Consider the following 25777-nt stretch of genomic DNA (forward strand, 5'->3'; position numbering starts at 1 on the left):
ATTTGATGTCGTTATTAACATTTTCCCCCTGCCCTCCAAAGGGTTTCTTCGCGTATGTGTAATGCATACTAGTGTGTCACCAGGTAAATATGCATTATTGCATTTTTTAACGTATGCATTAATTATAGTGACTGTCAAACTTCTTTGACTGTCTAAGGGGAACTATAATGACCAAATCGTTTCAAATTGCCATTTTCGATGGTGACGGTATCGGACCAGAAATCATGGGGCCGACGGTCGCGATTCTGAATGCTATGGCAAAGAAAAGTGACGCCTATGATTTGGTTTTCACAAACCTGCCTGCAGGCGCCGCGCATTATGCGCAAACGGGTGATGGGCTCCCTGCTGAATCCATTCGCAAAGCATCAAAGTCGGATGCGATCCTTTTATCCGCGATGGGGCTGCCTGACGTCCGCTATCCAGACGGCACTGAAATCTCGCCGCAGATCGACCTACGCAAAGAATTCAATCTATTCGCCGGCGTACGCCCCGTTCGCGTCGTCCCCGGCGGCCTGACCCCCCTGAAGATGCCAGAAGGCAAATCCATCGACTTCGTGCTGATCCGTGAAAGCACCGAAGGGCTTTTTCATACCCAAGGCACCGGCGAAGTCACAGAAGACTACGCACGCGAAACCTTGCAGATCACACGCAGCGTTTCGGAAAAACTGTTCGCCTTCGCGTTCAATCTCGCTAACGATCGCAGGGCACAAGGCCGCGGTCCGGGTCGGGTGACCTGCGTTGATAAAGCAAATGTGTTTCGCTCTTTTGCATACTTTCGGGGCATCTTTGATGAAGAAGCGGCGCGCCATCCTAATTTGACCGCTGACCACGCCTATGTGGACGCAACAGCCCTTTGGATGGTGCAAAAACCATGGGACTTTGACGTAATGGTCACTGAAAACATGTTTGGTGATATTTTATCCGACCTTGGGGCCGGACTAATGGGCGGGCTTGGCCTCGCGCCGTCAGCTGACATCGGACTGCACCAAGCCGTGTTTCAACCATGTCATGGATCAGCGCCGGATATCGCAGGCGAAGGCAAAGCAAATCCCTTTGCGATGATCCTGTCTGCCGCCATGATGCTGGAATGGCTTGGTACGAAACATGACATTGCAGCGATGCTGGACGATGCCGGAAAGATCAGAACAGCGGTCGATGCAGCCGTTGCCAACAAAACATCTGTGACAGCTGACCTTGGCGGTTCATCAACGACCAGTCAGGCAGCAGCAGCAATCGAATTGGCGGTGACCTAATGCTGAAGGTTGCCTGTCTCGGCGCGGGGTTCTTTAGCCAGTTTCATCGAGATGGCTGGGAACGGATTGATCAGACCGAAATCGTGGGTGTCGCGGATCATGACCCCGACAAAGCATCCGCGACAGGCCACCCAAGCTATACATCCTTGTCCGACATGTTGGCGGCGACCGCACCAGATATTCTTGATATCGCGGTGCCGCCCAGCGCACATGCAGAGGCCATTCGCACAGGTCTGAACGCAGATCTAAAACTGATCATCTGTCAAAAACCGTTTTGCACGTCTCTCGAAGAAGCACGGGAAATGACCGAATTGGCGCAGGCCAAAGGCATTCCGCTGATCATTCACGAAAACTTCCGCTTCCAACCTTGGTATCGGGTCATAAAATCGGCCATCGACGGTGGCGCAATCGGGGCACCGCTTCAGGCGACATTTCGATTACGGCCGGGCGATGGCCAAGGACCGGACGCGTACCTCGCGCGTCAGCCTTACTTTCAGCAAATGGAACGCTTCCTTATCCATGAGACCGGCGTGCATTTTATCGATACGTTCCGGTTTATGTTCGGCAACCCAACCGCGCTTTATGCTGACCTGCGCAAGGTGAATCCCGTGATCGCAGGAGAAGACGCAGGGCTGGTCATGTTTGACCATCCGAACGGAATGCGCTGTCTTCTGGACGGCAACCGCAACCTTGATCACGCTGCCACAAATACGCGCTGCACAATGGGCGAAGGGCTGTTTGAAGGCACCGAAGGAACCATCACCTTGATGGGCGACGGATCAGCGCAGTTGCGTCAATTTGGTAGCACTACAGCTAAAGAGATAATATCGCAGGATAATTCGGGAACTTTTGGGGGCGATTGTACGTTTAGTCTCCAGAAGTGTGCCGTGGAGTGCCTTGTGGACGGTGGCGCATTCGAAAACGATGCGAATGATTACCTCAAGGTAATTGAAATCGAGGCGGCAGTTTACAGGTCGGCGCGATTGATGAGAAAGGTTGAATTGTTAAGTAATGACCAATAGCGCAATACCGACGTCAAATACGATGGTTGCAATCGAGCAGTTGAGAGATCTTATTTTCTCGGGTCAGCTTGGTGCTGGAACGGATCATCTGGAAAGTGAACTTGCGACACGACTAGGCATGTCTCGCACCCCCGTCCGTGAAGCGCTTTTGCGACTAGAAGGCCAAGGTCTATTGAAAGTTCGCCCGCGCAAAGGCGTCCGCATCACCCCGTTTTCGCCACGCGATATGGAAGAAGTCTACGAAGTCCTAACCGAGCTTGAAAGCCTCGCCGCCGCAAATGCTGCAAGCCGCAATCTGACAGACGCTGATCTGGCGGTTTTATCCCAAGCCATCGTGGACATGGACACAGCGCTTGTGCTGGATCGTCGCGAAGATTGGGCCGCAGCCGATGACGTTTTTCACAGCGAACTTGTGCGTCTCGGGAATAACGAACGCGTTCGCATGATCGCAGAAGTGATGTCAGATCAGGTCCGTCGGGCGCGGCTTGTCACACTTTACATGCGCCCTGCCCCGACCAAATCAAATGACGATCACCGCCAGGTCGTTGACGCCATCCGGTCCGGCGATCCTGAACGCGCGCGCACAGTGCACAGGCAACACCGGATCGCAGCCAAAGACATTTTGCTGAACTTGTTGGAACGTCACCACCTTAGCAGTCTTTGACCAATACGCATTGCGTTCAGTTGCGCTTCACCATTGTAGAGCCTATCTGCAATTGACCGACTTGGAGCGCACATTATGGCCAATCACCTTTACCAAAACGATCTGCCTGATGGCTTAAACCTAGGGCCAATGGTCGCTATTGATTGCGAAACGATGGGGTTGAATCCGCATCGGGACCGATTGTGCTTGATCCAGATGTCCAGCGGCGATGGTGATTGCCACCTTGTTCAGGTCGCGAAAGGCCAAACCAAGGCACCGAACCTGTGCAAAATGCTGGCCGATCCCGACGTCGTCAAACTGTTCCACTATGGTCGCTTCGATATCGCGGCGATGCACAACGCGTTTGGGACACTCGCCGCCCCTGTGTATTGCACCAAGATCGCATCGAAACTGGTTCGCACCTACACAGACCGCCACGGGTTGCGGAACCTGCTGCACGAAATGATCAGCGTCGATATTTCCAAATACCAACAGCAAAGCGATTGGGGCGCGGAAACCCTGACCGACGCACAGCTGAACTACGCGGCCTCTGATGTGTTACACTTGCACAAACTCAAGGCCGCATTTGACCTTATGCTCGCGCGTGAAGGGCGGACCGAAATGGCGCAAGCCTGTTTCGATTTCTTGCCAATGCGTGCGAAACTTGATCTGGACGGGTGGCCCGACGCGGACATCTTCGCACATTAAGGACGCAGCGTGGCAACCTATAAGAACTTTCATACGTGGTTTGTCGGATGGGTGAAAATAATCCTGCCGCTGGTTGCGATCGGATTGTTGTCCACCATGTTCCTGTTCGCTCGCAGCCCGTCTGAAACACCGGATATCCCCGTGGCTCAACTGGAAGAACTGGCGCGTGAACAGCAGATCACATCACCGCAGTTTTCTAGCGTGACCGACGATGGATCAGTCGTCGCGGTGTCCGCCAAAAACGCAAAACCCGAAAGCGGCGGCACGACGACATTGCTGGTCGAAGACCTGAACATCGACGTCGACTCTGCAGATGGGACAACCATGAATGTCACATCAGGCATGAGCATCCTGAATAGCAAAGATCGAACTGCGCGACTGAACGGGCTTTCGCGCGTCACAACATCCAGCGGCTACACGATGGAAACTGTCGGCATCAGCGCAGACCTGCGCACAGGGGAAATCATCTCTGACGGTCCCCTTGAGGTACACGCCCCTTTTGGTGAACTGTCGGCAGGCAAAGTACGGATAGCAGTATCAAAAGACGGCGACGGGCAGCAGATGCTGTTCACACAAGGCGTCCGCCTGCTATACACGCCTGAGAATACACAGCCTTAAGGGCCGGAAGGACAGACCAGATGATCAGATCGATCGCGCTTTTTGCCTTGCTTTTGGCCAGCCCCGTGATGGCCCAGACCAACATTGATTTAGGCGGCATCACGACCAATCCAAACGCCCCGGTTGAAGTGGCAGCTGACAGTCTGTCGGTCGATCAGGATTCCGGTACAGCGGTTTTCGAAGGCAACGTTCTGATCGGCCAAGGTGATCTTCGGATTGGGGCTGCGCGGGCACAGGTGGTTTATGATGGTGCCACCGGCGGTATCGCCAGCTTTGCCGCCAGCGGCGGTGTGACCTTCACGACAGCCACCGAAGCTGCGGAAGCGCAAAACGCCAACTACGATCTGACCAATGGCAAACTGGTGCTGTCCGGTGACGTCCTGTTGACCCAAGGCCCATCCGCTTTGTCAGCAGACCGCATGACCATCGACGTTGAAACAGGTAACGCCCAAATGGAAGGACGCGTGCGCACCGTGTTCCAGCAGGGCAACTGATGAACGACCTGTCTGTTCAAGACGGCGACGTTGGCCTGCGCATCGTTAATCTGCGCAAAAGCTATCGCAAGCGGACGGTCATTCGTGACGTCAGTATCGACCTTGGACGTGGTGAGGTAGTGGCGCTGCTCGGTCCAAACGGGTCCGGCAAAACCACCTGCTTTTATTCTATCGCAGGCCTAGTGACGCCGGAAGGCGGACAAGTCATCATCGACGGGCGCGAGGTCACGACCCTACCGATGTATCGTCGAGCAAAACTTGGCATCGGCTATCTTCCGCAAGAAATGTCGATCTTTCGGGGGCTGTCCGTCGAGGACAACATCAAGGCGATTCTTGAAATCGCAGTGCCCGACAAGAAAAAGCAGCGCGATCGTCTTGAGGAACTGCTGTCCGAATTTTCCATCGAACACCTGCGGCGGGCACCCGCGCTTGCGCTATCGGGTGGTGAGCGGCGACGCGCCGAAATCGCGCGTTGTCTCGCGGCTGGGCCAAAATATGTACTGTTGGATGAACCCTTTGCGGGCGTCGACCCAATTGCTGTGGGTGAAATCCGCCACCTTGTTGCAGACCTGAAAAATCGGGGCATTGGTGTGCTGATCACCGACCACAACGTCCAAGAAACACTGCAAATTGTGGACCGCGCGTACATCCTGCACGACGGTAAAGTACTGATGAGCGGAACAACCGAAGACGTCATCAAAGACGAAAACGTACGGCGCGTTTACCTTGGGGATAGCTTTCGGGTCGTATAGATCGGTTCACCTATTAACCACTCCAGCATTGACAAAACGCGGAATTGAGCGCCCAATGTAAAGGATGACAGTCAAGTTGATCAACCTTCGCAACTGCTGGGCCGCCTCGGCCGATGTCTTAGGCAAGACACTGAAAAACTTGGCGTTATCATCCTTCCCAATGTACACGACCGCCGCCTAAAAAGGCGTGTTTTGCCTGCGTTCCGGCGTGTACCAGTCAATATAGGAGACCCGATGCGGTATCAGATCAGCGGTAAGCAAATCGACACAGGAAACGCTCTTCAAACGCACGTTAAGGACGAGCTTGGGGTTATGCTGGATAAGTACGCAGGGCGGCCAACGGACGCCAATATCGTCTTTTCCAAGTCTGGACATGAATATGTTTGCGAAGCGATTGTTCACTTATCAACGGGTTTGACAGCACAAGCGACCGGTCACGACAACGAAATTTACGCAGCATTTGACGCCTGTCTCGAAAAAATGGACAAACAATTGCGTCGCTACAAGCGCAGGTTGAAGGATCACCATAAGGAACGATCACAACCAGTTGAACTCTCGGACGCAGGGTCCTATATCCTCGCTCCAACAGATGAGTCGGGCGAAGCGGAGCAAGATACAGTCAGCGCAATGATTATCGCTGAGACAGAGACAAAAATTCCGTCCCTGTCCGCCGGCGAAGCGGTGATGCAAATGGAATTGGCCAACGCCCCGGCACTGGTCTTCCGCAACGAGAAACATAACGGAATCAATGTCGTGTATCGGCGTGATGATGGGAATATTGGTTGGGTCGATCCGAAAACGACGGACTGAACTAATCGATTGAAGAGTGGGTTGAATGGAACTTTCTACGATCTTGAAGGCTGAGGCCGTAAAAACGCTGACGTCTTGCACAAGCAAGAAGCGTCTTTTTCACGACCTCGGCGATATCGCAGAAACCGCTTATGGATTTCAGCCAGGCGATGTCATCGATGCACTCATCAATCGCGAAAACCTAGGACCAACCGGTGTGGGACATGGCATCGCCCTGCCCCACGCCCGCCTTGCCGATGTGACCCAAGTTTGCGGCATGTTCCTGCGTTTGGAAAAACCAATCGACTTTGATGCGGTTGACCGTCAGCCCGTCGATCTGATCTTTGCCCTGTTGGCACCTGAGAACGCGGGTGTTGAGCATTTGAAAGCGCTCGCACTTGTGTCGCGAACAATGCGCGATCCGGATATGCAAGCAAAGTTACGTGCAAACGCGGATCACGGGACTTTGCACACGATCCTAACAGAAACGCAGGCGACACAAGCGGCCTAAGCCGTTACGCCCAATCCCCGAAACCAAACGCAACGTAGTCGCGCTGATATGCATCACGCGCGGCTGATTCGACGTCGGCGTCGTATATCTGCGCGAGACGTTCGGCATGCGGGTCGGTCACGTCTGGCACGCCCGGCATCGTTTCACGTCCGATATGTGCGGCTAGAATCGCCAGATCGTGGCCCAACCTGTCTTCGCGCATGATCAAATCCGGCATCGTGAAATCCGACATTCCTTGCAGCAACGACAGCTGCGACGCCCACGCCGGATCAACGCGCAGGCTAGTTTGCCCAGTCAGGTTTTTTTTCAAGAAACCCAAAAACGCGACAAATGCTGCCTTATGAACAGCCGCATCATAACCCTGATCAGGGTCCCGCAACGGATCAAACTTGGGGATCGGTAACCCAAACTGTTTGATGAGAGTCTCGCGGACTTCTGGAAAGCTATCGTTTTTCGTCGACAAAATCCGATCACAGAACGCCGCATGCGCGCGCGCCAGAGGATGACGTAACACGGTAAACGTCCGGTGATCGGTATAGGCAGCCTTCCACTGGCGCAGGCTTTTCTGGCTGAATGTTGTCAGCACCTCTGCACCATCGTCCAGCTGCGACAGCCAATCCGACACGACATCAACAGGTCCAGATTTTAACGGCAAATACAAAAGCGGCGCACGTGGGGCAGCAATATACGTTGGCACGTTTGGCCCCCGACGCGGTTCAAAATTCGGAGTGCGGTTCAGGTTAAAACGATCCATGCGGGCCAGCGCATGCGCCATCGCATCAAAGTTTGTGACCTTGCTATCCAACGGTTCCGGATTTTGCTTTTTCAGCTTTTGGTCAAGCGCTTCAATCCGGCTTTCGCAGCCCAAAAACGCAGCCAAACCATTCATCACATCGACATTTTGCAGGTCCTCGTACGCCACATAAAACGCCGTTTGTCCTGTCTTTTGCAGACCATTCAGCAACGTCACCTGAAACGCCTGCAGTTCTGCCATGTGCCGTTCAAATTCGGCGGCATTGAAGGCCACCGGTTCTTTTCGCGCATGTTTAACGTTCGTCAGTTTCCACTGACCTGTCGCCTTCGCGATTTTCCAACTGACATAGCTGTCGATTGGATTGCGTGTCAGGATGATCTTGGCACAGCGCGGGTCGGGCAGGATCGCGTCCAACGCGCGTGCATCGTGGTTGTTAAAGAACCGGAACCCGCCAAGCCCGTGCGTCTTTGCTTTGATCTTTTCAATCAGGCCGACAGGGTCAGCTTCACGCATGTCACGGGTCACGCCGAGCACGTTATCGACATTCGGAAAGCCCACAAAGTGCGGGTTAAACGCTTCGCCGTGACACGTCAGACCATCAAAACTGTTGATATTGGCTTCAAGAAAATTCGAACCGGTCCGCATTTCGGCAAACACAACAAAATAGTCAAAACGCGGCATTATTTACGCACCAGATAAGGTTTCCGTGTCTTCGTTTTCGGCGCGGGAATTGCGTTTTCGACAGGGAAATCACCCATCAAATAGGGATGCATCCCTTGGTTTTTCAGATTCTGCAAGAACTGTCCGAACCCTTGCAGATCTACCATGCGCGGCGCTTCCGTCAACGTGCGCACCGATTTGCCCGTCATTTCATCGACGATCGTTTGCAATGCTTCCATCGGGCTATCAATGAAATCAGCCATGGTCCAAATGCGCACGCGCGCCTTGGTATCTGCCTCTCGCAACGCCATCAGGTGTGCATTTTCGATCCGTTGCATGCGCGCGGCATCAACACGGATATCGGCAAAATTGCGGTTCGACAGGAACAATGGCACAGCCCACGCCCCCGAAATGACAGAAATCTGCGCATTGCGGTCACGAATGAAGGTCGGCGCGATCTTTTGATTGTCTTCGGGGCCAAACTGGAACGCCTGCCGTTCACCGCGTGTGTTCCAGATCAGGTTCGTCAGGAACATATGCGGTTGATAATCGCGCAACACCGCACTGTTCGACATCGCACCCTGAAAATAGTCCTGACGCCCGTCAAACATCACCTTTTCAGGGTGGTACAAGTGGCCATGCACCCGCGCGCCCGTTTCTTTGGCGAGCCAGAATTCAAAATTCTCGAACAGTTCGACGAATCCTTCAAAGACCGAATAGGGCGACGACGTTAACCCGTTTTCACGGTCCATACGCGGCCAACGGCTTTGCATATAAAGACCGGGACGTCCCAAGGTGCGTCTATCCACAGCCTTCGCAAAAATGCGGTCAATCTTGCCTGGATTGGGTTCTGCCGCCTTAAACGCGGACGGATCAGGGTTCAGAAACGTGCTGTAAAGTCGGTTCGCATGTTGCCACGTTTTACGCGCAACAAAACAGTCAGACCGCCGCAAAAGCTGGAGGTGGTCGTCGTAAAAGATGTGCGGCTTGCCCTGAAAGTCGAATTTCGACAGCGTCAGCGACCGGCTTTCGATGTTTTGCGAATAGAGCCGGACAAGCGTCTGGAAATAGCTTTCATCAGGGATCCAGACCTTCTTGAAGTACTTATCATAAGCGGGTCGATCAGGGTCCTGCAAAATCGCCGACAACGTCTGCCGCGTCAGACACCACCACTGCGACCCCATGTGTGGGACAAGACCGGCAGGGATACGCCGCCGAAACCCAGCACGGCGCTGCAGCCGCACATAAGCGTCAAACAAGCGACGGTTCTTTTTCCACGAGAACGGGAAGCGCAGCGTAAACCGTTCTTTATCCAAGCCGCCCACAGTCCAAGGCACATCCGCGGTCGTCGCACTTTCGATAAAATCGGTACGCGGGCGACCATCAAGATAAGTGCGCAATTCCTCAACAGGGCGCAACGGCAGGCACGACCCTGAGGCCAGATAGACGTGGCGCACATCAGGGAAGCTGGTCAAAATCATCTCGGACGCGTTCTGCGTCGCGGCGACCATACCCCACGTGCCCCATTCGCATCGGAAGCGTTTTGAAAACTTTACTGTCTTCAATGGCGACAGATTGCGTTGGAACGCCTTAAACGTCCCGTCCGGCACGCTCGAATCGACGTGCACGACGACTGGACACCCGCCCTTCACCCAATGGCGGATGACCTGTTCCGCGCGATCAAATGCGGTGTGCACCAGAATGACGATACCAACGGTGCTCATGCCCAGTTTCCTTTGGACATGATCCCCAGAATTTCCAGCTGGCGCCAGTTGATGTATTTCTCGGACCACTTGCACCACAAATCGGGGCTGTCTTTCAGACCCTCTGCGTAGGCTTTGTATTCAGCACTATCCGCATAGTGTTCACCGCGCGCCAGTTCTTCGGCGGCCTTGGCGCCAATCGTGTCGATAAACTTCATATGCAGCAGCACACCAGACGCTTTTTCACCGCCCCATTCATCATAAACAAGGTTCAGCCCGCGCGGCAGTAACATGTGCGTCGAGCTGACATAAGTGTAATCGCTTGACCATTTGACCAAGGGGACCTTGTTCAATGCAGGTGCCTGCCTCGGATTGTCGGCAAAGAATGCCCGCGCGCGGGGACCACCCTGAATCCATAGATTGCGGTACTTGCCATTGCGACTGATCGTATAGTTCCCAGCATCAAACCAAGGTGCGATATCCAACGGATTGGTATCCCGCTGGTACGGTTTGTCCGTGACTTTGCCCTTCGGATACATGTCCAACATCATCGCGCCAAACGACCGAATGTTGGAACTATCCAACCAATCGGTCAGCGCGCGCACAGGACGCGTATCGCAAAACGGGAAGATAAAGAATTCATCGACATCGACAGTTAATGTCCAATGATCCTCTGCGTAGCGCATCTGTAGGTAGGTCAGCCAATCAATGCCGAACCGCGATTTCTTGTAGCTGGCTTTGGTAGACCACACCGATACATCAGGCTGATTGGCTAGGTATTCTGCGCCACCGTCATCGCTGCCGTTATCCACGAACAAGAAATGATCGACACCCAAATCACGGTAATATCTCAAGAAATACGGGAGCCGCACATCTTCGTTCCGCAATGTGCAGAACAGCAGGATGTCATTGGGCCGAATTTCACTGGTCCGATTTGCAAGATTGCGCAGTTCACGACTTTTGCGGCGGGCGCGTAATTTATAACGCTTCCGCTTCAACCGAAGTCGATATGATGACAAAACGCTCAACCGTGCCTCGTTTTTGATCGTCTCTTTCTTGTGATACGCGAACGCGGTTAATACCATGTTGCGAGTGATCTCAAGCTGAGCCCTATTTGGGAACAATCAATAGCAAGACCCTGTGATTAAACAAGGTTTAGCAATAACGATCAGTCCGGCCAGTCGCCTTTTGACATCAGTCCACATGCGACAAGCTGTTCCCAGCCTTCATATTGGGTTGACCCTTCATACCACAAATCAATGTCGTTGATCAGGGATTGATAGTAATCGGCATAAAGATCAGAGTTTTCAAAGTGTTCGCGCCGCTGCCGTTCCTCTGCGGACTTTTCACCGATCGTATTCAGAAACTTGCTATGCAGCAAAACACCCGACGGCAAACCATCCACTTGGCTGTCAAAAACATGGTTCAGCTTGGTCGGCAGCATGTGATGCGTCGAGGTGACGTAAGCGTAGCTCTTTTTCCAATGGACCAGCGGCACTTTATTCAGGGTTGGCGCACGTTCAGGACGGTCTTGGAAAAACACACGGTCGCGCACACCGCCTTGGATCCATTCGTTCTGAAACTTCGGGTTTCGGGTCCGGCGGTAGTTATCCGCATCGAACCAGGCCAATGCGTCGGTGGGATCGTCACCCGCGGCATAAGGTTGCTGCGACAACGGACCTTTCGGATACATATCCAACATGATCGCGCCGAACGACCGGACCTTGCGGGCTTGCAGCCATGCCGTCAAAGCGTTCAAATCCTGCGTTTCCCAATCGGGATAAATCAACGCTTCGTCCGCATCTACGGTCAGACACCAATGCCCCGCCGCATATTGCATTTGAAGCCACGTCAGCCAATCCATGCCAAAGCGGGACAGTTTATAACTGTCCACTGTCCGCCAAAGCGACACGTCAGATTGGTTTTCTAGAAATGCGGTCGTGCCATCGTCGCTGCCGTTATCAACGATCAGGAAATGGCGCACACCCAGCTTGCGATGATGATCCAGAAAAAACGGAAGCCGCAAAAGCTCATTCCGCAAAGTCACAAAACATAAAATATCGGACGGCCGTATGTCGCCCGTCCGATCTATCGTTGATTTGAGTTGTGACCGCTTGCGCCAAGCGCGCAACAAAAACCGTTTGCGCCTAATCCGCAGCCGATAAGTGTGCCAAGCGGAAGACGCGGTCACAAGTTACTCAGCGGCGATCTGCGGTGCAACGATGTCGCGCAAGTAGGCGGAAAGATCATCGCGCAGTTCAGGCCGGGACAACGCGAAGGCGACAGTCGCCTGCAAGAAACCTGCTTTCGATCCGCAATCGTAACGCTGCCCTTCGAAACGGTAACCAAAGATGTCGCGTCCTTCTTCAAGCTCCATCGCGATCGCGTCGGTCAGTTGCAGCTCACCGCCCGCACCTGCAGAAATCTTGCTGAGGTTGTTCATTACTTTCGGCGTCAGGATGTACCGTCCGATGACAGCCAAATTCGATGGCGCAGTACCAGCCGCTGGCTTTTCGACCATGCCTTTGGCTTTCACCAGATTGTTGCCATCGTTTACCGCGTCCAAAATCCCGTAGGATGATGTCGCCTCTGGGGCCACTTCCATTGTTGCGACCATTGCGCCGCCGGTTTCTTCGTAAGCGTCGACCATCTGCTTCAAACAGCCGGTTTCGCCTGCGATCACATCGTCAGGCAGCATAACTGCAAATGGTTCATTCCCGATCAAACGACGGGCACACCACACGGCGTGACCAAGGCCCAGCGCCTTATGCTGGCGAATGTAGGCAATCGCACCGCTGTCCATGTTTGTGGACTTCAGCGTGTCGAGCAGTTCGGTTTTACCGGACTTACGCAGCGATTGTTCCAGCTGAGGCGAGTGATCAAAATAGTCTTCCAACGCACCTTTGCCACGCGACGTGACAAAGATGAATTCCTTGATGCCAGCTTCACGAGCCTCATCAATCGCGTACTGAACTAGCGGTTTGTCCACCAGCGTCATGATCTCTTTGGGAACAGACTTCGTAGCAGGCAAGAACCGTGTGCCCATACCAGCAACAGGGAAGATCGCCTTGGTAACTTTCTTCTTCATAAGTCTACTCCATACATTAGTAATTCAAAATTTTTGATACAATTGATGCTAACTTTATCCAATCCCTATCAATTTTGAGAGGGGAAAAAGGATACTTTGCCGCCAATAAGTATCGAATTGCATCATATGGATAGCCAATGCGGCAAATTAGGGCTGCTTTAGGTCGACGCCCGGCGCGTAAGCGATGAAGAACGGGTTCGCAAAAATCTCTTTCCCGTAGCGCAATGGCGTGTGGTCATCAAAACGCACAACGTTACCACCGGCACCCGTAAGAACAGCATGACCCGCCGCTGTGTCCCATTCCATCGTCCGGCCAACGCGCGGATAAATATCAGCTTCACCCGTCGCGACGAGACAGAATTTCAGAGAAGATCCTGCGCTTTTCATGTCTTTGACGTTGTATTTATTGATGTAATCATCCGTCGCCTGATCGCGGTGGGATTTAGATGCGACGACCATCAGCGCATCGTTATCTGGATTTGTCACCTTGATCGGCTTAACGGCACCAACGGTATCCTTTGCAAAATCACCACTTTCCTCGACCGAAACACCATCCGCATCGGTAAAGAACATACGACCCTTCGCAGGCGCATAAACAACGCCGCGCACAGGTACGCCATCAACGACATACGCGATATTCACTGTGAAATCGCCGCGGCGGTTGATAAATTCCTTCGTGCCATCCAGCGGGTCAACAATGAGGAACGTGTTAGCCGTGACCGAATGGGACGCCGCCTGCTCTTCTGTTACAAGGGCGACGTCAGGAAACGCGGCACGCAATCCATCGCTGATAATCGCATCAGCGGCCTCATCAGCAATCGTCACAGGACTGTCGTCACTTTTCGACTTCACTTCAAAATCTGGACCGTTGTAAATTTCCATAATTTTGTCGCCCGCCTCTAGGGAAAGACGGCGCATTACTGTGGTGAGAAGATCATAGTCCATCATACTACCTGCCATTTCGGCCCAGCTATTGCTGGAAATATTGAAAATTAAAGTTCTTCGCCTTATGCTTCACAGGTAATAAGACTTCAAGAATTACGTGCTATATCGCTATATCAGCGACCATTCACGCGGCACATTAGGCAGGATCGCAAGGTATGTTCCATGTAGAGACCCGACAAACGCGGTCACGCACGATTTTCGGCATGCTAGAACTGATCTATCATGCCACCGTCCGTGAGGTCCGCAAGGATCACCGCAATGCTTTCATGGGCTTGATCATGAACATGCTGCAAACGGTCATCTTTGTGATGACGTTTTTCCTGCTGTTCATGTTCCTCGGGATGCGCGGCAGCGCCATTCGGGGTGATTTCCTGCTGTATATTATGTCGGGCATTTTCCTGTTCCTGACCCATACCAAAGCAATGGGGGCCGTTGTCGGTTCAGAAGGCCCCGCATCGCCGATGATGCAACATGCACCGATGAATACGGCCATCAGCATTACAGCAGCGGCCCTGTCATCGCTATATCTGCAAACGCTGTCCTTGGTCACAGTCCTTTTCATCTACCATGTCGCCGTAACCCCCGTCGTCATCGACAATATGATCGGCGCCTACGGAATGGTGCTTGTGGCTTGGATTTCCGGCGTCGGTGTCGGGATGATGTTTCTGGCAATCAAACCTTGGCTGCCCGGCTTCGCAACGATTGGGTCCAGCGTTTATTCCCGCGCCAATATGATCGCGTCGGGCAAGATGTTTGTGGCCAATTCCTTGCCGTCGTCCATGCTGGTCCTCTTTGATTGGAACCCACTTTTCCACGCGATTGATCAGGCACGCGGTTTTATCTTCCTGCATTACAATCCGCATTTCAGTTCTTGGACTTATCCGCTGTATGTCAGCGCCGGCCTTGTGATGATCGGGCTCATGGCAGAATTCTACACACGTAAGAACGCATCACTCAGCTGGAACGCCGGACGATGATCAAGCAGATCGCGTTTGCCATTATTTTATGTGCCAGCCCCGCCATCGCGCAGGACTTTCCGGCACATTTTGTAACCGATGGGGTCGCGACTGATGATACGCTGAATATACGCGCGATGCCTGACGCCACGTCGGATATTATCGGGGAATACGGCCCTTACACCCTGAACATCGAAGTGATCCGCACCTCAGGCGACGGCAAATGGGGCTTTGTTGGGCTAGGCGAACAGAACGGCTGGGTCGCGATGCGATTCCTCACACGGTCGGATCATCAACAACCTTACGAATTTCCACGTCCTATGTCGTGCTTTGGGACTGAACCGTTCTGGTCGCTGAATGTGACAGTGCGCGGCGACGAATATCACGCGATGGGCGAAAACCGGCGCGACCTCAATATGATCCGCGAAAACGCGGGGCCAAACGGCGCAATTGCAGTTTTTGAAGAAGGACCGACCTTAAACCGGACTCTCATCGTCCAAAAAGGATATTGCAGCGACGGCATGTCTGACCGCGAATTCGGGTGGAAAGCAACGCTATTTAACGAAGCGCCAGACGGCAATGGGGCGCAATCAGGCTGCTGCACCTTGGACGCGCACCGTTAATCGTTATCGAATATCCCACGATTGACGGGTGTCTTCCTGCCAGCCTGTTTCGTGCAGCAAAGGCGTATTTGAATCAGATGCCGTGTGCCCTAGACACAGATATCCCGTAAATGACCAATCCTTCGGCACATCCAAGGTCGCCGATACTGCAACCGGATCGAGGATCGACACCCAACCAAGCCCGATATTATGTGCGCGCGCCGTCAGCCACAGCGTATAGATCGCCATGACCGTGGAGTACGACAACGTCTCTGGCATCGATTGACGGCCAAGCCCGCGGCCTTCCTGAACAGACATGTCTGTGAAAACGGCTAGGTGAACGGGCGCTTCACGCAGGCCCGCCAATTTCAACGCAAAGTAATCCGCCTGTTCGTCCGGCGTATAATCCATGGCAGCCGCAGTGTTGCTCGCTTCAAAGTTCGCGATAATTTCTGCCCGCAGGTCAGGGCTTTCCACCTGTATCACCCGCCATGGCCGCGCGTTCCCGACAGACGGGGCGTGGGCCATACTGTCCTGCAAAACCGCGAGCAAATCTGGATCAATTGGATCACGCCGAAAATGGCGGACATCGCGTCGCCATTTTAGAATGTCATCCAACATCGCCACATGGCTTTTGGTCAGTTTCACATCGGCCCCCTCGGTCACACGCACCCTGAATACAATTACATGCGCCGCGACAACAGCCCAGCCAGCCTCAACCATTCGATTACAATTTCGACTAAACCGCCACATCACCCGTAAAACTTGCAAATTGGTACGTTTTATCCCCCTTCCACTGCTTGCAGCCCCCAAAACGCGTCCCTATATACCGTTCGATCACAGAGCAGGGCATGTCCTTGAACTGAATCAGTTTTAATCAGGCGCGGGTGCCGTAAGCGGGTTCGCGCTGCTCAAACCGCCTAAACGTAAGGGATTTGATAAAATGGCCAAAGTCATCGGAATTGACCTCGGAACCACCAACTCTTGTATTGCGATCATGGACGGGTCAAAGCCCCGCGTGATCGAAAACGCAGAAGGCGCGCGTACAACGCCGTCTATCGTTGCGTTCACAGACGACGAGCGCCTTGTAGGCCAGCCGGCAAAACGCCAGGCCGTCACAAACCCAGAAAACACGATCTTCGCGGTAAAGCGTCTGATCGGCCGCAACATCGACGATAAGGTGCTGCAAAAAGACAAAAAGAACATGCCGTTCGCTGTTGTTGACGGTGGGAACGGTGCTGCTTGGGTCGAATCCAAGGGCGAGAAATACTCTCCTTCTCAAATCTCTGCCTTCATTCTTGGCAAGATGAAAGAAACAGCTGAATCATACCTTGGCGAAGATGTGACACAGGCGGTTATCACCGTTCCTGCGTACTTCAACGATGCTCAGCGTCAGGCGACGAAAGACGCCGGTAAGATTGCTGGCCTCGAAGTGCTGCGCATCATCAACGAGCCGACAGCGGCTGCGTTGGCTTACGGCCTCGACAAAGAAAACACGCAGACAATCGCGGTCTATGACCTTGGCGGTGGTACATTCGATGTGACCATCCTTGAGATCGACGACGGCTTGTTCGAAGTGAAATCCACCAACGGTGACACGTTCCTCGGCGGTGAAGACTTTGACATGCGCATCGTTGATTACCTCGCCGGTGAGTTCAAGAAAGAGCACTCTGTCGACCTGACCCAAGACAAGATGGCGCTGCAGCGTCTGAAAGAAGCTGCTGAAAAAGCGAAGATCGAACTGTCATCTTCCAGCCAGACAGAAATCAACCAGCCGTTTATTTCTATGGGGTCAAACGGTCAGCCGTTGCACATGGTGATGAAACTGACACGTGCGAAACTGGAAAGCCTTGTTGCTGACCTGATCAAAGCGTCCATCAAACCATGTCAGGCTGCGTTGAAAGACGCCGGTCTGTCCACTTCTGACATCGACGAAGTCGTGTTGGTTGGTGGTATGACACGGATGCCACGCGTCAAAGAAGAAGTGACAAAGTTCTTCGGCAAAGAACCACACCAGGGCGTGAACCCTGATGAGGTTGTTGCGATGGGTGCGGCCATTCAGGCTGGTGTTCTGCAAGGTGACGTGAAGGACGTTGTTCTTCTCGACGTGACACCGCTGTCCTTGGGTATCGAAACCCTTGGTGGTGTGTTCACACGCTTGATCGACCGGAACACAACGATCCCGACGAAGAAATCTCAGGTTTTCTCGACTGCTGAAGACAACCAGAACGCTGTGACATTGCGTGTGTTCCAAGGTGAACGCGAAATGGCTGCGGACAACAAAATCCTCGGTCAGTTCAACCTCGAAGACATCCCGCCAGCACCACGCGGCATGCCACAGATCGAAGTGACGTTCGACATCGACGCCAACGGCATCGTGTCTGTCGGGGCCAAAGACAAAGGCACCGGCAAAGAACAAAACATCACGATCCAAGCGTCCGGTGGTCTGTCTGACGACGATATCGAACAAATGGTACGCGATGCCGAAGAGAACGCAGATGCCGATAAAGCACGCCGCGAACTCGTCGACGCCAAGAACCAAGCGGAAAGCCTGATCCATTCGACTGAAAAGTCCATGGAAGAGCACAAAGAGAAAGTCGATCCGACAACGATCGAAGCCATCGATCTGGCGATTGCTGCGCTGAAAGACGATCTCGAAGGCGACAACGCCGACAAGATCAAGTCTGGCATCCAGAACGTTACAGAATCTGCGATGAAACTGGGTGAAGCGATCTACAAAGCGTCACAAGACGAAGAAAACGGCGAAGATGAAGTCAAAGGCGCAGACGAAGGCGGCGATGACGACATTCTTGACGCAGACTTCGAAGATCTGGACGGCGACAAGCGTGACTAAGCCCACGGGCTAAACGATTGGGCCGGTCCGTTTGCTAAGCGGGCCGGTCTTTTCCGTTCCCAAGGGGGATTATGACTATGGCAAAACGTGATTATTACGAGACGCTCGGCGTGTCCAAAGGCGCGTCTGAAGCTGAGATCAAAAAAGCCTATCGCACCAAGGCGAAGGAACTGCATCCCGACCGCAATTCCGACAATCCAAACGCCGAGGCGCAGTTCAAAGAAGCGAACGAAGCCTACGACGTTCTGAAAAACGCCGAGAAAAAAGCAGCGTACGACCGTTATGGTCATGCAGCTTTCGAAGGCGGCATGGGCGGCGGCGGCGGTGGTCCACGCGGTGGCGGTCAAGGTGATTTTGCGTCGGCCTTCTCTGACGTGTTCGACGACCTGTTCGGTGACATGATGGGCGGTCGCGGTGGCGGCGGCGGACGGGCACGCGCCCAACGCGGCAACGACCTGCGGTACAACCTGCGCATCAACCTCGAAGATGCGTTCAAAGGCATGCAGAAAACCGTGAACGTTCCGACAGCTGTTGGCTGTGATGAATGTAACGGCACCGGTGCCGAAGGCGGGTCCGAACCTGTCATATGCCCAACCTGTTCAGGCATGGGTAAAGTCCGTGCGCAGCAGGGTTTCTTTACCGTTGAACGCACCTGCCCGACATGTTCCGGCATGGGCCAAACGATCAAGAACCCGTGCAACAAATGTCACGGTCAGGGCCGCGTCGAGAAAGAGAAATCTTTGTCGGTGAACATCCCTGCTGGCGTTGAAACCGGCACCCGTATCCGGCTCGCTGGCGAAGGCGAAGCAGGTATGCGCGGCGGTCCAACTGGCGATCTGTATATCTTCATCGAAGTGAACGACCACGAATTGTTCGAACGCGAGAACACCAACCTGTTCTGCCGCGTCCCTGTTTCGATCACTAACGCCGCTTTGGGTGGCGAGATCGAAGTACCAACAATCGACGGTGGCCGGTCACGCGTGAAGATCCCAGCCGGTTCACAATCTGGTCGCCAGATGCGTCTGCGCGGCAAAGGTATGCCTGCCCTACGTGGCGGCGGCCAAGGCGACATGTTCATCGAACTGGCGGTCGAAACACCCGTGAACCTGACAACCCGTCAGAAAGAAATCCTGCGGGAATTCGACGAAATCGCAGCAGAGAACAACCCCGAAGGGTCTTCGTTCTTTAAATCTGTGAAATCGTTCTGGGATGGCATGAAGGGCTAAGGCGCGTAGCCTTAACCGTTAACTTCGCCTTCACCAGAATCATTACAAGCTTCGGCAATGTCACACTTTGCCGAAGCCCGTACCCTTTTTGATGATGACGTTCAGGCCGTCCTGCCTGCATCTGAACGTGTCTCACCTTACATTGGCGATCACCGCAAACACCTACGCGACCGTTTCGCCGTGGGTGGTGCGTCAGCGATGCTGGATTTCGAAATGCTCGAACTGATCCTGTACCGTGCCATCCCGCGTCGGGATGTACGCCCCATTTGTTTTGAACTCCTCGACACCTTCGGCGACTTTAACAGGGTGGTTTCAGCGCCCATTCATCGGTTGTTGAAGGTACATGATGTGACCCGCAAGGCCGCGTTAGAGATCAAAATGATCGAAGCTGCCGCACACCGCTTATCTCGGGCAAAGATCATGCAGCGGCCCGTCCTGTCGCATTGGGACGCCCTGATTGATTACTGCCATACCGTGATGGCACATCGTGATACGGAACAGTTTCGGGTACTTTATCTGGATACACAAAACACTGTCATCGCGGATGAAGCACAGGCGCAGGGCACGATTGATCATGTCCCGGTTTACCCCCGCGAGGTCGTCAAACGTGCACTTGATCTTAATGCAGCTGCCCTGATCCTTGTGCACAATCACCCGTCCGGTGATCCAACGCCCAGCCAAGCGGATATCGACATGACCCAACAGGTTGTGAACGCAGCAGAGGTGCTTGGCATCACCCTACACGATCACGTCATTATTGGCCGATCACGCGAGGTGTCGTTCAGGGTTCAGGGATTGCTTTGATCCACCCATAATTCGACACGGCGGTTCATCTGTCGTCCCCACTCTGTGTCGTCGCAACCCATGGGCAAGGCTTCACCAAAAGCTTCGGTTTCCAACGTAACGGCCTCTGGCCAGGTCCCCAACGCGGCAACCAAAGCACGCTTCACAGCCTCGGCACGCGCGCTCGATAATTCCCTGTTTGGGGCCGGTGCACCGCGTCCATCACTGAACCCCACCAACATCAAGCTTTGCCCGTCAAAGCGACCGTCGCGGATCGCCTGTCCTAGCGCCATCATATTGGATCGCGATTGCGCGTCTAACCGCGTTGATCCCACCTCAAACCGGAAACTCGTCGACAACCGCGTGCGCGGCATCAGCACGCGGACCATACGTTGCAGTTCACCCAATGGGATGTCGGTGCCTGCCTTTAAGATCGCGTTCGCAAAACGTTGTCCTTGGGCATCAAGCGGAATGGGCACTGCGCCCTGATCCACAAAACCCGCACGGCGCACAACCAACTGCGCCTCAGGCCCGCGCAACCACGCCAGAAAATCACGAACAATCTGCGGCTGTCGTCGATCGGGTAAATACAAGAACAACGGTTCGGTCAGTGGGTAATCTTCGGTCTTAAGCGTCGTGGACACGGGGTTTGCAGTAAAATCACAGGCATCGCGCAGCGCCAATGGCTGCGTGTTACCCGTCTGGCCAAACGGCAACATCGCAATGCTTCCGGGGACATCTGCAACAGCATCCCGCACTGCTGCAAGATCAGCGTGCCGCGTAATGTCTTTCGCAACAGTTCCGCCATCGGGCCTAACGATCCGGTCAACGAAGAACTGCATCTGCCCGTTTTCAACAGGCCCAAGGTGGCGTTGCACAGGCAAATCCGGCCCGCCAATGTCCGCCCAATTATCGACAAGGCCACGGAACACTTGCGACACATCTTTTAATGCGATCGCATCAAGTCCCAACGCAGGATGCACGACTGGCACAAGCGCATCCAAACCGATAATGCGACTTTGTCGCGGTGATGTCAGATCACCCAAACCAGCGTCCAACGCCAGTTCCGCCTCTTCGGGCCGTATTTCGCGGACCGCCAACGCCATGTCCGCCTCGAACGCAATCAAATCGGCGAAACCTTCGTCGGTATTCGTCACACGGAACGCAAAATTTGCCTGCACGCCATCCGTCGCGTCCACCAAATCGACCGTGAAATGAGACGCATCAATTTCGGTCAGTACAGATTGCCAACCGCGGGATCGTCCAAATGCCTCGACCAAGGCAGGCACAGCGACCTCAGACATCCGTGCGGACCCCGAAATGCGCACAAGCGGCACATAAGCATCGGGATCAGGACAGGCGGCGCCATCACAGGTGACCGACGCATAGCGCAGCGTCAAAGGGCCGTATTCTGTTCGCAGCTGCAGGAATTCACCGTCATAGCCGATGACATCACCCGTCAGAACCAGACCACCACCGTCAGATGTTACCGTGACAGGTTCTGCCAAAGCAGATGTCGCACAAAGAAAAACTGCGGCAAAACATGCCGCAGATTTCAACTTGTCTGTAAATTGGTTCAAACAGCGTCGCATCATCTTAGCGCGAGTGTCTGTTCCCCCAGTACCTTTTTCAACTCAAGAGTTGCACCAATCTCTTCACAGCTTGGAAGTGTGATACGGATGTCCTTAAAAGCCAGATCAACGATGCCCGGGAAGACTGAAAAGCTTTCAGCGATCAGGTCTTGGCCGCAGTTCTTGTCTGTCACATGCGCCACGATGTTAATGTCGCGCATTCCGGCCGCGATATCTGTGTCCGCAGGAAAGGAATACACTTCGGCAAACCGCGGGATTTCTCCGATGTCGTCCCCAAAATGGTCCAGCATTACCTGGGTCCCTTCAGGGCCGTTTGATTTCAAATAACCGCCGTCATGACCTTCCCACTGAAACACGACGCGATTGTATTGCTGAGCTTGCGGCGCATAGGTCGACGCGGCAAGGCTTTTGCCATCTTCGAACGTGATAAAGAAAGTCGCGTCTTCGGACAAAGCCGGAACCGTCATTATCGCCGTACCGGCTGCATCTGCTTGGGCCGAAAAGGACAAACCACTGTGGTTCACCGTAAACGGCATGTCTGATCGACATTCTGACACAACAGTGACGATTACAGACCCTGTCGCATTCGGTGCTGTCACAGCAAGAATTTCACAATCTTTTGAAACGCTTGCACTGATTTGTGTTTGCGCAAATAGGCTTTGACCATCAACGTCATCAACATCTTCGACCAAAGCAATCAGTTTAACGCTATCCGGATCAATCGGCAGGTTCGCCGTCGTTGCAAGGCGCTGAGCGGCTGGTGCTTCAGGCTTCAACGTAAAGCTATCAGCTGTCGCCAATGGCGAATAATCGACGAGCAAGACGGGGTCGCGAATTTCGACGGGCAGATTGGCGTTGTAGCGCGCGGCATCTGCATCGCCGTATTGCATGATAAAGCCGATGCCCAACGCAATCGCAAAAGTCGATGCGATGGTCGTTGCCTTTTTAACTCTCGTTAGACGCGACATGAGGTTGCTCCCGATTCCCACTTGGAAACAATAAGCACCTTAGTCGTGGCCCCAGCGCGACTGCGCGGGGGTTTTATCGTGACGGGATTATGGCTGAATTTAGCCTAATTTTCCGTGACAATGTTTAAATTTGTCACCAGAGCCACACGGGCAAGCGTCATTACGGCTTGGGTTGCCCCACGTATTTGGGTCATCTTCTACAAATCCGGGACGCGCGGCGTCTGGGTTTGTTGCAGCGCCCGCAACAGTCGCTCCCCCTGCAGTTGCGCCACCTGCGGCAGCAGCCGCTGCTGCGGCCTGTTGTTCGCGCATTTGGGCAACCATACGTTCCTGTTCTTCGGCGGTCATAGGTCGAATCGCACCCAGTTTTTGGGTCACATCGGTCCGCAAACCATCCAAGAGACGTTCAAACAGCTGGAAACCTTCTGTTTTGTATTCGTTCAACGGATCACGCTGGGCATACCCACGGAAACCAACAACGGATCGCAGGTGTTCCAATGTCAGCAGATGTTCACGCCATTTCGCATCAATCGTCTGCAACAACAGCTGCTTTTCGATGTTGCGCAACGTTTCCGGACCAAAGGCTTCTTCCTTCTCGGTCATGTGCTTGTCGCTCTCGGCTTCAAGCCGCTCGCGCATGACTTCGTCGTCGACGCCTTCTTCCGCTGCCCATTTCATCACAGGCACATCCATGCCCAGATCACGGATGACAGCGGCGTACAGGCCTTCGGTGTCCCACTGATCCGCGTAAGATTTCGCCGGCATAAAGTCGTCGACCAGATCTTCGATGACCTGGTAACGCATATCGCGCACGACTTCGGACAGATCGCTGTCTTCCATGATTTCGCGGCGCTGACCAAAGATCACCTTACGCTGCTCGTTCATCACGTCATCGTACTTGAGCAACTGCTTACGCATGTCAAAGTTACGACCTTCGACTTTCGCCTGTGCACGTTCCAGCGACTTGTTCACCCATGGGTGCTCAATCGCTTCGCCTTCTTTCATGCCAAGCGTCGACAAAACCTTGTCCAAGCGTTCAGATCCGAAAATCCGCATCAGATCGTCTTCAAGCGACAGCAGGAATAATGACCGGCCCGGGTCACCCTGACGACCGGAGCGGCCGCGCAGCTGGTTATCAATCCGGCGGCTTTCGTGACGTTCTGTTGCCAGAACAAACAGACCACCGGCGGCTTTCACCTTTTCCTCGGCGTCTTTATGTTCCGCTTCAATCCGCGCGCGCACCTCATCAGGGTTTGCTTCAGGATCTTCAGCAAGCGCCTGAACGACCTGCATCTCGACGTTACCGCCCAATTTAATATCGGTCCCGCGACCCGCCATGTTTGTGGCGATAGTCACAGCACCCAGTTTACCAGCGTCACCGATGATCTGCGCTTCTTGCTCATGCAGACGGGCGTTCAACACGTTGTGTGCGATGCCTTCCGCAGTCAGCATCTGGCTAATCAATTCGGATTTCTCGATCGACGTGGTCCCGACCAGAACAGGCTGCCCTTTGGCATTCGCTTCTTTGGTCAGATCAATCACGCCCTGATATTTCTCGCGGGCGGTCCGGTACACTTGGTCGTTTTCGTCCAAGCGGGCGATCGGACGGTTCGTTGGAACCTCGACCACGCCAAGACCGTAAATCTCTTTGAATTCGTCCGCTTCGGTCAGCGCCGTACCAGTCATACCAGCCAGCTTGTCGTACAGACGGAAATAGTTCTGGAATGTCACAGAGGCCAGCGTCACGTTTTCCGGCTTCGGGTTCACGCCTTCTTTGGCTTCAATCGCTTGGTGCAGACCATTGGACAGACGACGACCGTCCATCATCCGACCTGTGAATTCGTCGATCAGAACAACTTCGTCACCACGGACGATGTAGTCTTTGTCGCGCTGGAACATCTTGTGGGCTAGCAGACCTTGGCTGACATGGTGCACCAACGTGGCGCTTTCCGGATCATACAGCGTCTGACCTTCAGGCAATTGACCCATCTCAGACAGGCGCTTTTCGATAAAGTCGTTACCTTCATCGTTGAACGTTGCCTGACGGGTCTTTTCATCCAGCGTATAGTGATCGTCCTGCACTTCAGGGATCAGCTTGTTGATGTCGATATACATCTGGCTACGGTCCTGCGCGGGACCAGAGATAATCAGCGGCGTCCGTGCTTCATCGATCAAGATCGAATCGACCTCATCCACAATTGCAAAGTTGTGGGCGCGTTGCGACATCTGGGACAATTCAGACTTCATGTTGTCGCGCAGGTAGTCAAAGCCAAGCTCGTTGTTCGTCGCAAACGTGATGTCAGCGGCGTAGGCTTCGATCTTTTCGGCTTCTGGCTGCTGCGGGTAAATCACGCCAACAGTCAGACCAAGGAAATTATAAACGTTCGCCATCCATTCAGCGTCACGCTTGGCAAGGTAATCGTTCACGGTGACGATATGCACACCTTTGCCAGTCAACGCATTCAGGTAGGCCGCAAAGGTCGCGGTCAGGGTTTTACCTTCACCGGTCTTCTGTTCGGAAATGTTGCCCTGATGCAGGAAAATCCCACCCATCAACTGTGTGTCAAACGCACGCAGACCAAGCGCACGACGCGCGCCTTCACGACAGTTGGCAAACGCTTCCGGCAGCAGATCATCCAGACTTTCGCCGCCCATGGCACGTTGCGCCAGGCTTTCTGTCTTTTCCTTGATCTGCTCGTCAGTCAGTTTTTCGAACTCAGGCTCAAGCGCATTGATCTTCGCGACCAGCGGGCGAACCGATTTCACTTTACGATCATTGGCGGTGCCAAAGACTTTTTTGGCGACGGTTCCTAAACCAAGCATGTATTCTCCGGTGGCGCAGTGACGCCGTCTAAC

24 protein-coding genes are annotated in these 25777 nt (G+C 53.8%); 14 read left to right on the plus strand and 10 right to left on the minus strand.

What is annotated here, in order from left to right; genetic code table 11:
* Positions 1–167: 167 nt before the first annotated feature.
* The 9 genes from AC0L7R_RS00150 (at position 168) to AC0L7R_RS00190 (ending at position 6790) form a co-directional block, all read left to right on the plus strand.
* On the plus strand, positions 168–1253 hold the full coding sequence (locus tag AC0L7R_RS00150) for an isocitrate/isopropylmalate family dehydrogenase (protein ID WP_473658221.1): 1086 nt from the start codon (positions 168–170) through the stop codon (positions 1251–1253).
* The gene (locus AC0L7R_RS00155; RefSeq protein WP_473658222.1) at positions 1253–2275 is read left to right on the plus strand and encodes a Gfo/Idh/MocA family oxidoreductase; all 1023 of its coding nucleotides are present in this window, start codon (positions 1253–1255) and stop codon (positions 2273–2275) included. Before AC0L7R_RS00150 ends, AC0L7R_RS00155 begins: the two co-directional genes overlap by 1 nt.
* Positions 2265–2939 (plus strand): GntR family transcriptional regulator, encoded by a 675-nt coding sequence (locus tag AC0L7R_RS00160; protein ID WP_247129404.1) that lies wholly within the window; start codon positions 2265–2267, stop codon positions 2937–2939. The genes AC0L7R_RS00155 and AC0L7R_RS00160 overlap by 11 nt, the downstream gene beginning before the upstream one ends.
* A 75-nt stretch (positions 2940–3014) precedes the next feature.
* A complete protein-coding gene (locus tag AC0L7R_RS00165) occupies positions 3015–3626 on the plus strand; it encodes a ribonuclease H-like domain-containing protein (protein WP_473658224.1) in 612 nt (203 codons plus the stop codon).
* Between the two features lie 9 nt (positions 3627–3635).
* The gene (locus tag AC0L7R_RS00170; protein WP_473658225.1) at positions 3636–4244 is read left to right on the plus strand and encodes a hypothetical protein; all 609 of its coding nucleotides are present in this window, start codon (positions 3636–3638) and stop codon (positions 4242–4244) included.
* Positions 4245–4264: 20 nt separating this feature from the next.
* On the plus strand, positions 4265–4738 hold the full coding sequence (locus AC0L7R_RS00175; protein ID WP_473658226.1) for an LptA/OstA family protein: 474 nt from the start codon (positions 4265–4267) through the stop codon (positions 4736–4738).
* Positions 4738–5490 carry an LPS export ABC transporter ATP-binding protein gene (lptB, locus tag AC0L7R_RS00180; protein WP_247129410.1) on the plus strand — a complete coding sequence of 251 codons (753 nt, stop codon included), beginning with the start codon at positions 4738–4740 and terminating at the stop codon, positions 5488–5490. Before AC0L7R_RS00175 ends, lptB begins: the two co-directional genes overlap by 1 nt.
* Positions 5491–5724: 234 nt before the next feature.
* On the plus strand, positions 5725–6300 hold the full coding sequence (gene hpf, locus AC0L7R_RS00185) for a ribosome hibernation-promoting factor, HPF/YfiA family (protein ID WP_473658227.1): 576 nt from the start codon (positions 5725–5727) through the stop codon (positions 6298–6300).
* Positions 6301–6325: 25 nt separating this feature from the next.
* Positions 6326–6790 (plus strand): PTS sugar transporter subunit IIA, encoded by a 465-nt coding sequence (locus tag AC0L7R_RS00190; RefSeq protein WP_247129414.1) that lies wholly within the window; start codon positions 6326–6328, stop codon positions 6788–6790.
* A gap of 4 nt (positions 6791–6794) precedes the next feature.
* Here AC0L7R_RS00190 and AC0L7R_RS00195 read toward each other — a convergent pair whose 3' ends face one another.
* The 6 genes from AC0L7R_RS00195 to cysQ all read right to left on the minus strand — a co-directional run bounded on the left by AC0L7R_RS00195 (position 6795) and on the right by cysQ (position 13940).
* Positions 6795–8228 carry a sulfotransferase family 2 domain-containing protein gene (locus AC0L7R_RS00195; protein WP_473660454.1) on the minus strand — a complete coding sequence of 478 codons (1434 nt, stop codon included), beginning with the start codon at positions 8226–8228 and terminating at the stop codon, positions 6795–6797.
* The gene (locus AC0L7R_RS00200; protein WP_473658229.1) at positions 8225–9928 is read right to left on the minus strand and encodes a DUF5927 domain-containing protein; all 1704 of its coding nucleotides are present in this window, start codon (positions 9926–9928) and stop codon (positions 8225–8227) included. The genes AC0L7R_RS00195 and AC0L7R_RS00200 overlap by 4 nt, the downstream gene beginning before the upstream one ends.
* Positions 9925–10992 carry a glycosyltransferase family 2 protein gene (locus AC0L7R_RS00205; RefSeq protein ID WP_473658230.1) on the minus strand — a complete coding sequence of 356 codons (1068 nt, stop codon included), beginning with the start codon at positions 10990–10992 and terminating at the stop codon, positions 9925–9927. Before AC0L7R_RS00205 ends, AC0L7R_RS00200 begins: the two co-directional genes overlap by 4 nt.
* Positions 10993–11075: 83 nt before the next feature.
* Positions 11076–12098 (minus strand): glycosyltransferase family 2 protein, encoded by a 1023-nt coding sequence (locus AC0L7R_RS00210; protein WP_473658232.1) that lies wholly within the window; start codon positions 12096–12098, stop codon positions 11076–11078.
* Between the two features lie 3 nt (positions 12099–12101).
* The gene (gene galU / locus AC0L7R_RS00215; protein ID WP_473658234.1) at positions 12102–12995 is read right to left on the minus strand and encodes a UTP--glucose-1-phosphate uridylyltransferase GalU; all 894 of its coding nucleotides are present in this window, start codon (positions 12993–12995) and stop codon (positions 12102–12104) included.
* A gap of 147 nt (positions 12996–13142) precedes the next feature.
* The gene (cysQ, locus tag AC0L7R_RS00220) at positions 13143–13940 is read right to left on the minus strand and encodes a 3'(2'),5'-bisphosphate nucleotidase CysQ (protein WP_348107496.1); all 798 of its coding nucleotides are present in this window, start codon (positions 13938–13940) and stop codon (positions 13143–13145) included.
* Between the two features lie 155 nt (positions 13941–14095).
* On the opposite strand from cysQ, the gene AC0L7R_RS00225 reads away from it, so the two are divergent.
* Together AC0L7R_RS00225 and AC0L7R_RS00230 are read left to right on the plus strand one after the other, a co-directional pair.
* Positions 14096–14917 carry an ABC transporter permease gene (locus tag AC0L7R_RS00225; RefSeq protein WP_247129423.1) on the plus strand — a complete coding sequence of 274 codons (822 nt, stop codon included), beginning with the start codon at positions 14096–14098 and terminating at the stop codon, positions 14915–14917.
* Complete coding sequence (locus AC0L7R_RS00230) at positions 14914–15519, plus strand: COG3650 family protein (RefSeq protein ID WP_473658235.1); 606 nt, start codon at positions 14914–14916, stop codon at positions 15517–15519. The genes AC0L7R_RS00225 and AC0L7R_RS00230 overlap by 4 nt, the downstream gene beginning before the upstream one ends.
* Positions 15520–15522: 3 nt before the next feature.
* Here the strand turns inward: AC0L7R_RS00230 and bluB are convergent, their stop codons facing one another.
* Entirely contained in the window at positions 15523–16146 is a 624-nt protein-coding gene (gene bluB, locus AC0L7R_RS00235) for a 5,6-dimethylbenzimidazole synthase (RefSeq protein WP_473658236.1), read from the minus strand.
* A 295-nt stretch (positions 16147–16441) separates the two neighbouring features.
* Here bluB and dnaK point away from each other — a divergent pair, with 295 nt between their 5' ends.
* From dnaK to radC, 3 genes are all read left to right on the plus strand, one after another.
* Positions 16442–18352: a molecular chaperone DnaK gene (gene dnaK / locus AC0L7R_RS00240; RefSeq protein WP_473658238.1), complete on the plus strand. Its 1911-nt coding sequence runs from the start codon at positions 16442–16444 to the stop codon at positions 18350–18352.
* Positions 18353–18429: 77 nt separating this feature from the next.
* Positions 18430–19578, plus strand: coding sequence for a molecular chaperone DnaJ (gene dnaJ / locus AC0L7R_RS00245; RefSeq protein ID WP_473658239.1), 1149 nt, complete (start codon positions 18430–18432; stop codon positions 19576–19578).
* 57 nt (positions 19579–19635) lie between these two features.
* Positions 19636–20382, plus strand: a complete 747-nt coding sequence (gene radC / locus AC0L7R_RS00250; protein WP_473658241.1) for a RadC family protein — start codon at positions 19636–19638, stop codon at positions 20380–20382.
* On the opposite strand, the gene AC0L7R_RS00255 is transcribed toward radC, so the two are convergent.
* The 3 genes from AC0L7R_RS00255 to secA all read right to left on the minus strand — a co-directional run bounded on the left by AC0L7R_RS00255 (position 20367) and on the right by secA (position 25744).
* Complete coding sequence (locus tag AC0L7R_RS00255; protein WP_473658243.1) at positions 20367–21941, minus strand: OmpA family protein; 1575 nt, start codon at positions 21939–21941, stop codon at positions 20367–20369. The two genes, radC and AC0L7R_RS00255, sit on opposite strands and share 16 nt — an antisense overlap.
* Before the next feature lie 11 nt (positions 21942–21952).
* Positions 21953–22921, minus strand: coding sequence for a hypothetical protein (locus tag AC0L7R_RS00260; protein WP_473658244.1), 969 nt, complete (start codon positions 22919–22921; stop codon positions 21953–21955).
* A gap of 99 nt (positions 22922–23020) precedes the next feature.
* Complete coding sequence (gene secA / locus AC0L7R_RS00265) at positions 23021–25744, minus strand: preprotein translocase subunit SecA (RefSeq protein WP_473658246.1); 2724 nt, start codon at positions 25742–25744, stop codon at positions 23021–23023.
* Positions 25745–25777: the final 33 nt, after the last annotated feature.

This window comes from Yoonia sp. D2-7, from assembly GCF_055809435.1.

What these genes read in the sequence shown, in the direction of transcription:
- galU (WP_473658234.1), bottom strand. Translation starts at nt 12,995, where the DNA reads ATGAAGAAGAAAGTTACCAAGGCGATCTTCCCTGTTGCTGGTATGGGC.
- dnaJ (WP_473658239.1), top strand. Translation starts at nt 18,430, where the DNA reads ATGGCAAAACGTGATTATTACGAGACGCTCGGCGTGTCCAAAGGCGCG.
- AC0L7R_RS00205 (WP_473658230.1), bottom strand. Translation starts at nt 10,992, where the DNA reads ATGGTATTAACCGCGTTCGCGTATCACAAGAAAGAGACGATCAAAAAC.
- AC0L7R_RS00155 (WP_473658222.1), top strand. Translation starts at nt 1,253, where the DNA reads ATGCTGAAGGTTGCCTGTCTCGGCGCGGGGTTCTTTAGCCAGTTTCAT.
- AC0L7R_RS00260 (WP_473658244.1), bottom strand. Translation starts at nt 22,921, where the DNA reads ATGTCGCGTCTAACGAGAGTTAAAAAGGCAACGACCATCGCATCGACT.
- AC0L7R_RS00200 (WP_473658229.1), bottom strand. Translation starts at nt 9,928, where the DNA reads ATGAGCACCGTTGGTATCGTCATTCTGGTGCACACCGCATTTGATCGC.
- AC0L7R_RS00190 (WP_247129414.1), top strand. Translation starts at nt 6,326, where the DNA reads ATGGAACTTTCTACGATCTTGAAGGCTGAGGCCGTAAAAACGCTGACG.
- dnaK (WP_473658238.1), top strand. Translation starts at nt 16,442, where the DNA reads ATGGCCAAAGTCATCGGAATTGACCTCGGAACCACCAACTCTTGTATT.
- AC0L7R_RS00230 (WP_473658235.1), top strand. Translation starts at nt 14,914, where the DNA reads ATGATCAAGCAGATCGCGTTTGCCATTATTTTATGTGCCAGCCCCGCC.
- AC0L7R_RS00165 (WP_473658224.1), top strand. Translation starts at nt 3,015, where the DNA reads ATGGCCAATCACCTTTACCAAAACGATCTGCCTGATGGCTTAAACCTA.
- AC0L7R_RS00225 (WP_247129423.1), top strand. Translation starts at nt 14,096, where the DNA reads ATGTTCCATGTAGAGACCCGACAAACGCGGTCACGCACGATTTTCGGC.
- lptB (WP_247129410.1), top strand. Translation starts at nt 4,738, where the DNA reads ATGAACGACCTGTCTGTTCAAGACGGCGACGTTGGCCTGCGCATCGTT.
- cysQ (WP_348107496.1), bottom strand. Translation starts at nt 13,940, where the DNA reads ATGGACTATGATCTTCTCACCACAGTAATGCGCCGTCTTTCCCTAGAG.
- hpf (WP_473658227.1), top strand. Translation starts at nt 5,725, where the DNA reads ATGCGGTATCAGATCAGCGGTAAGCAAATCGACACAGGAAACGCTCTT.
- AC0L7R_RS00150 (WP_473658221.1), top strand. Translation starts at nt 168, where the DNA reads ATGACCAAATCGTTTCAAATTGCCATTTTCGATGGTGACGGTATCGGA.
- radC (WP_473658241.1), top strand. Translation starts at nt 19,636, where the DNA reads ATGTCACACTTTGCCGAAGCCCGTACCCTTTTTGATGATGACGTTCAG.
- AC0L7R_RS00160 (WP_247129404.1), top strand. Translation starts at nt 2,265, where the DNA reads ATGACCAATAGCGCAATACCGACGTCAAATACGATGGTTGCAATCGAG.
- AC0L7R_RS00175 (WP_473658226.1), top strand. Translation starts at nt 4,265, where the DNA reads ATGATCAGATCGATCGCGCTTTTTGCCTTGCTTTTGGCCAGCCCCGTG.
- secA (WP_473658246.1), bottom strand. Translation starts at nt 25,744, where the DNA reads ATGCTTGGTTTAGGAACCGTCGCCAAAAAAGTCTTTGGCACCGCCAAT.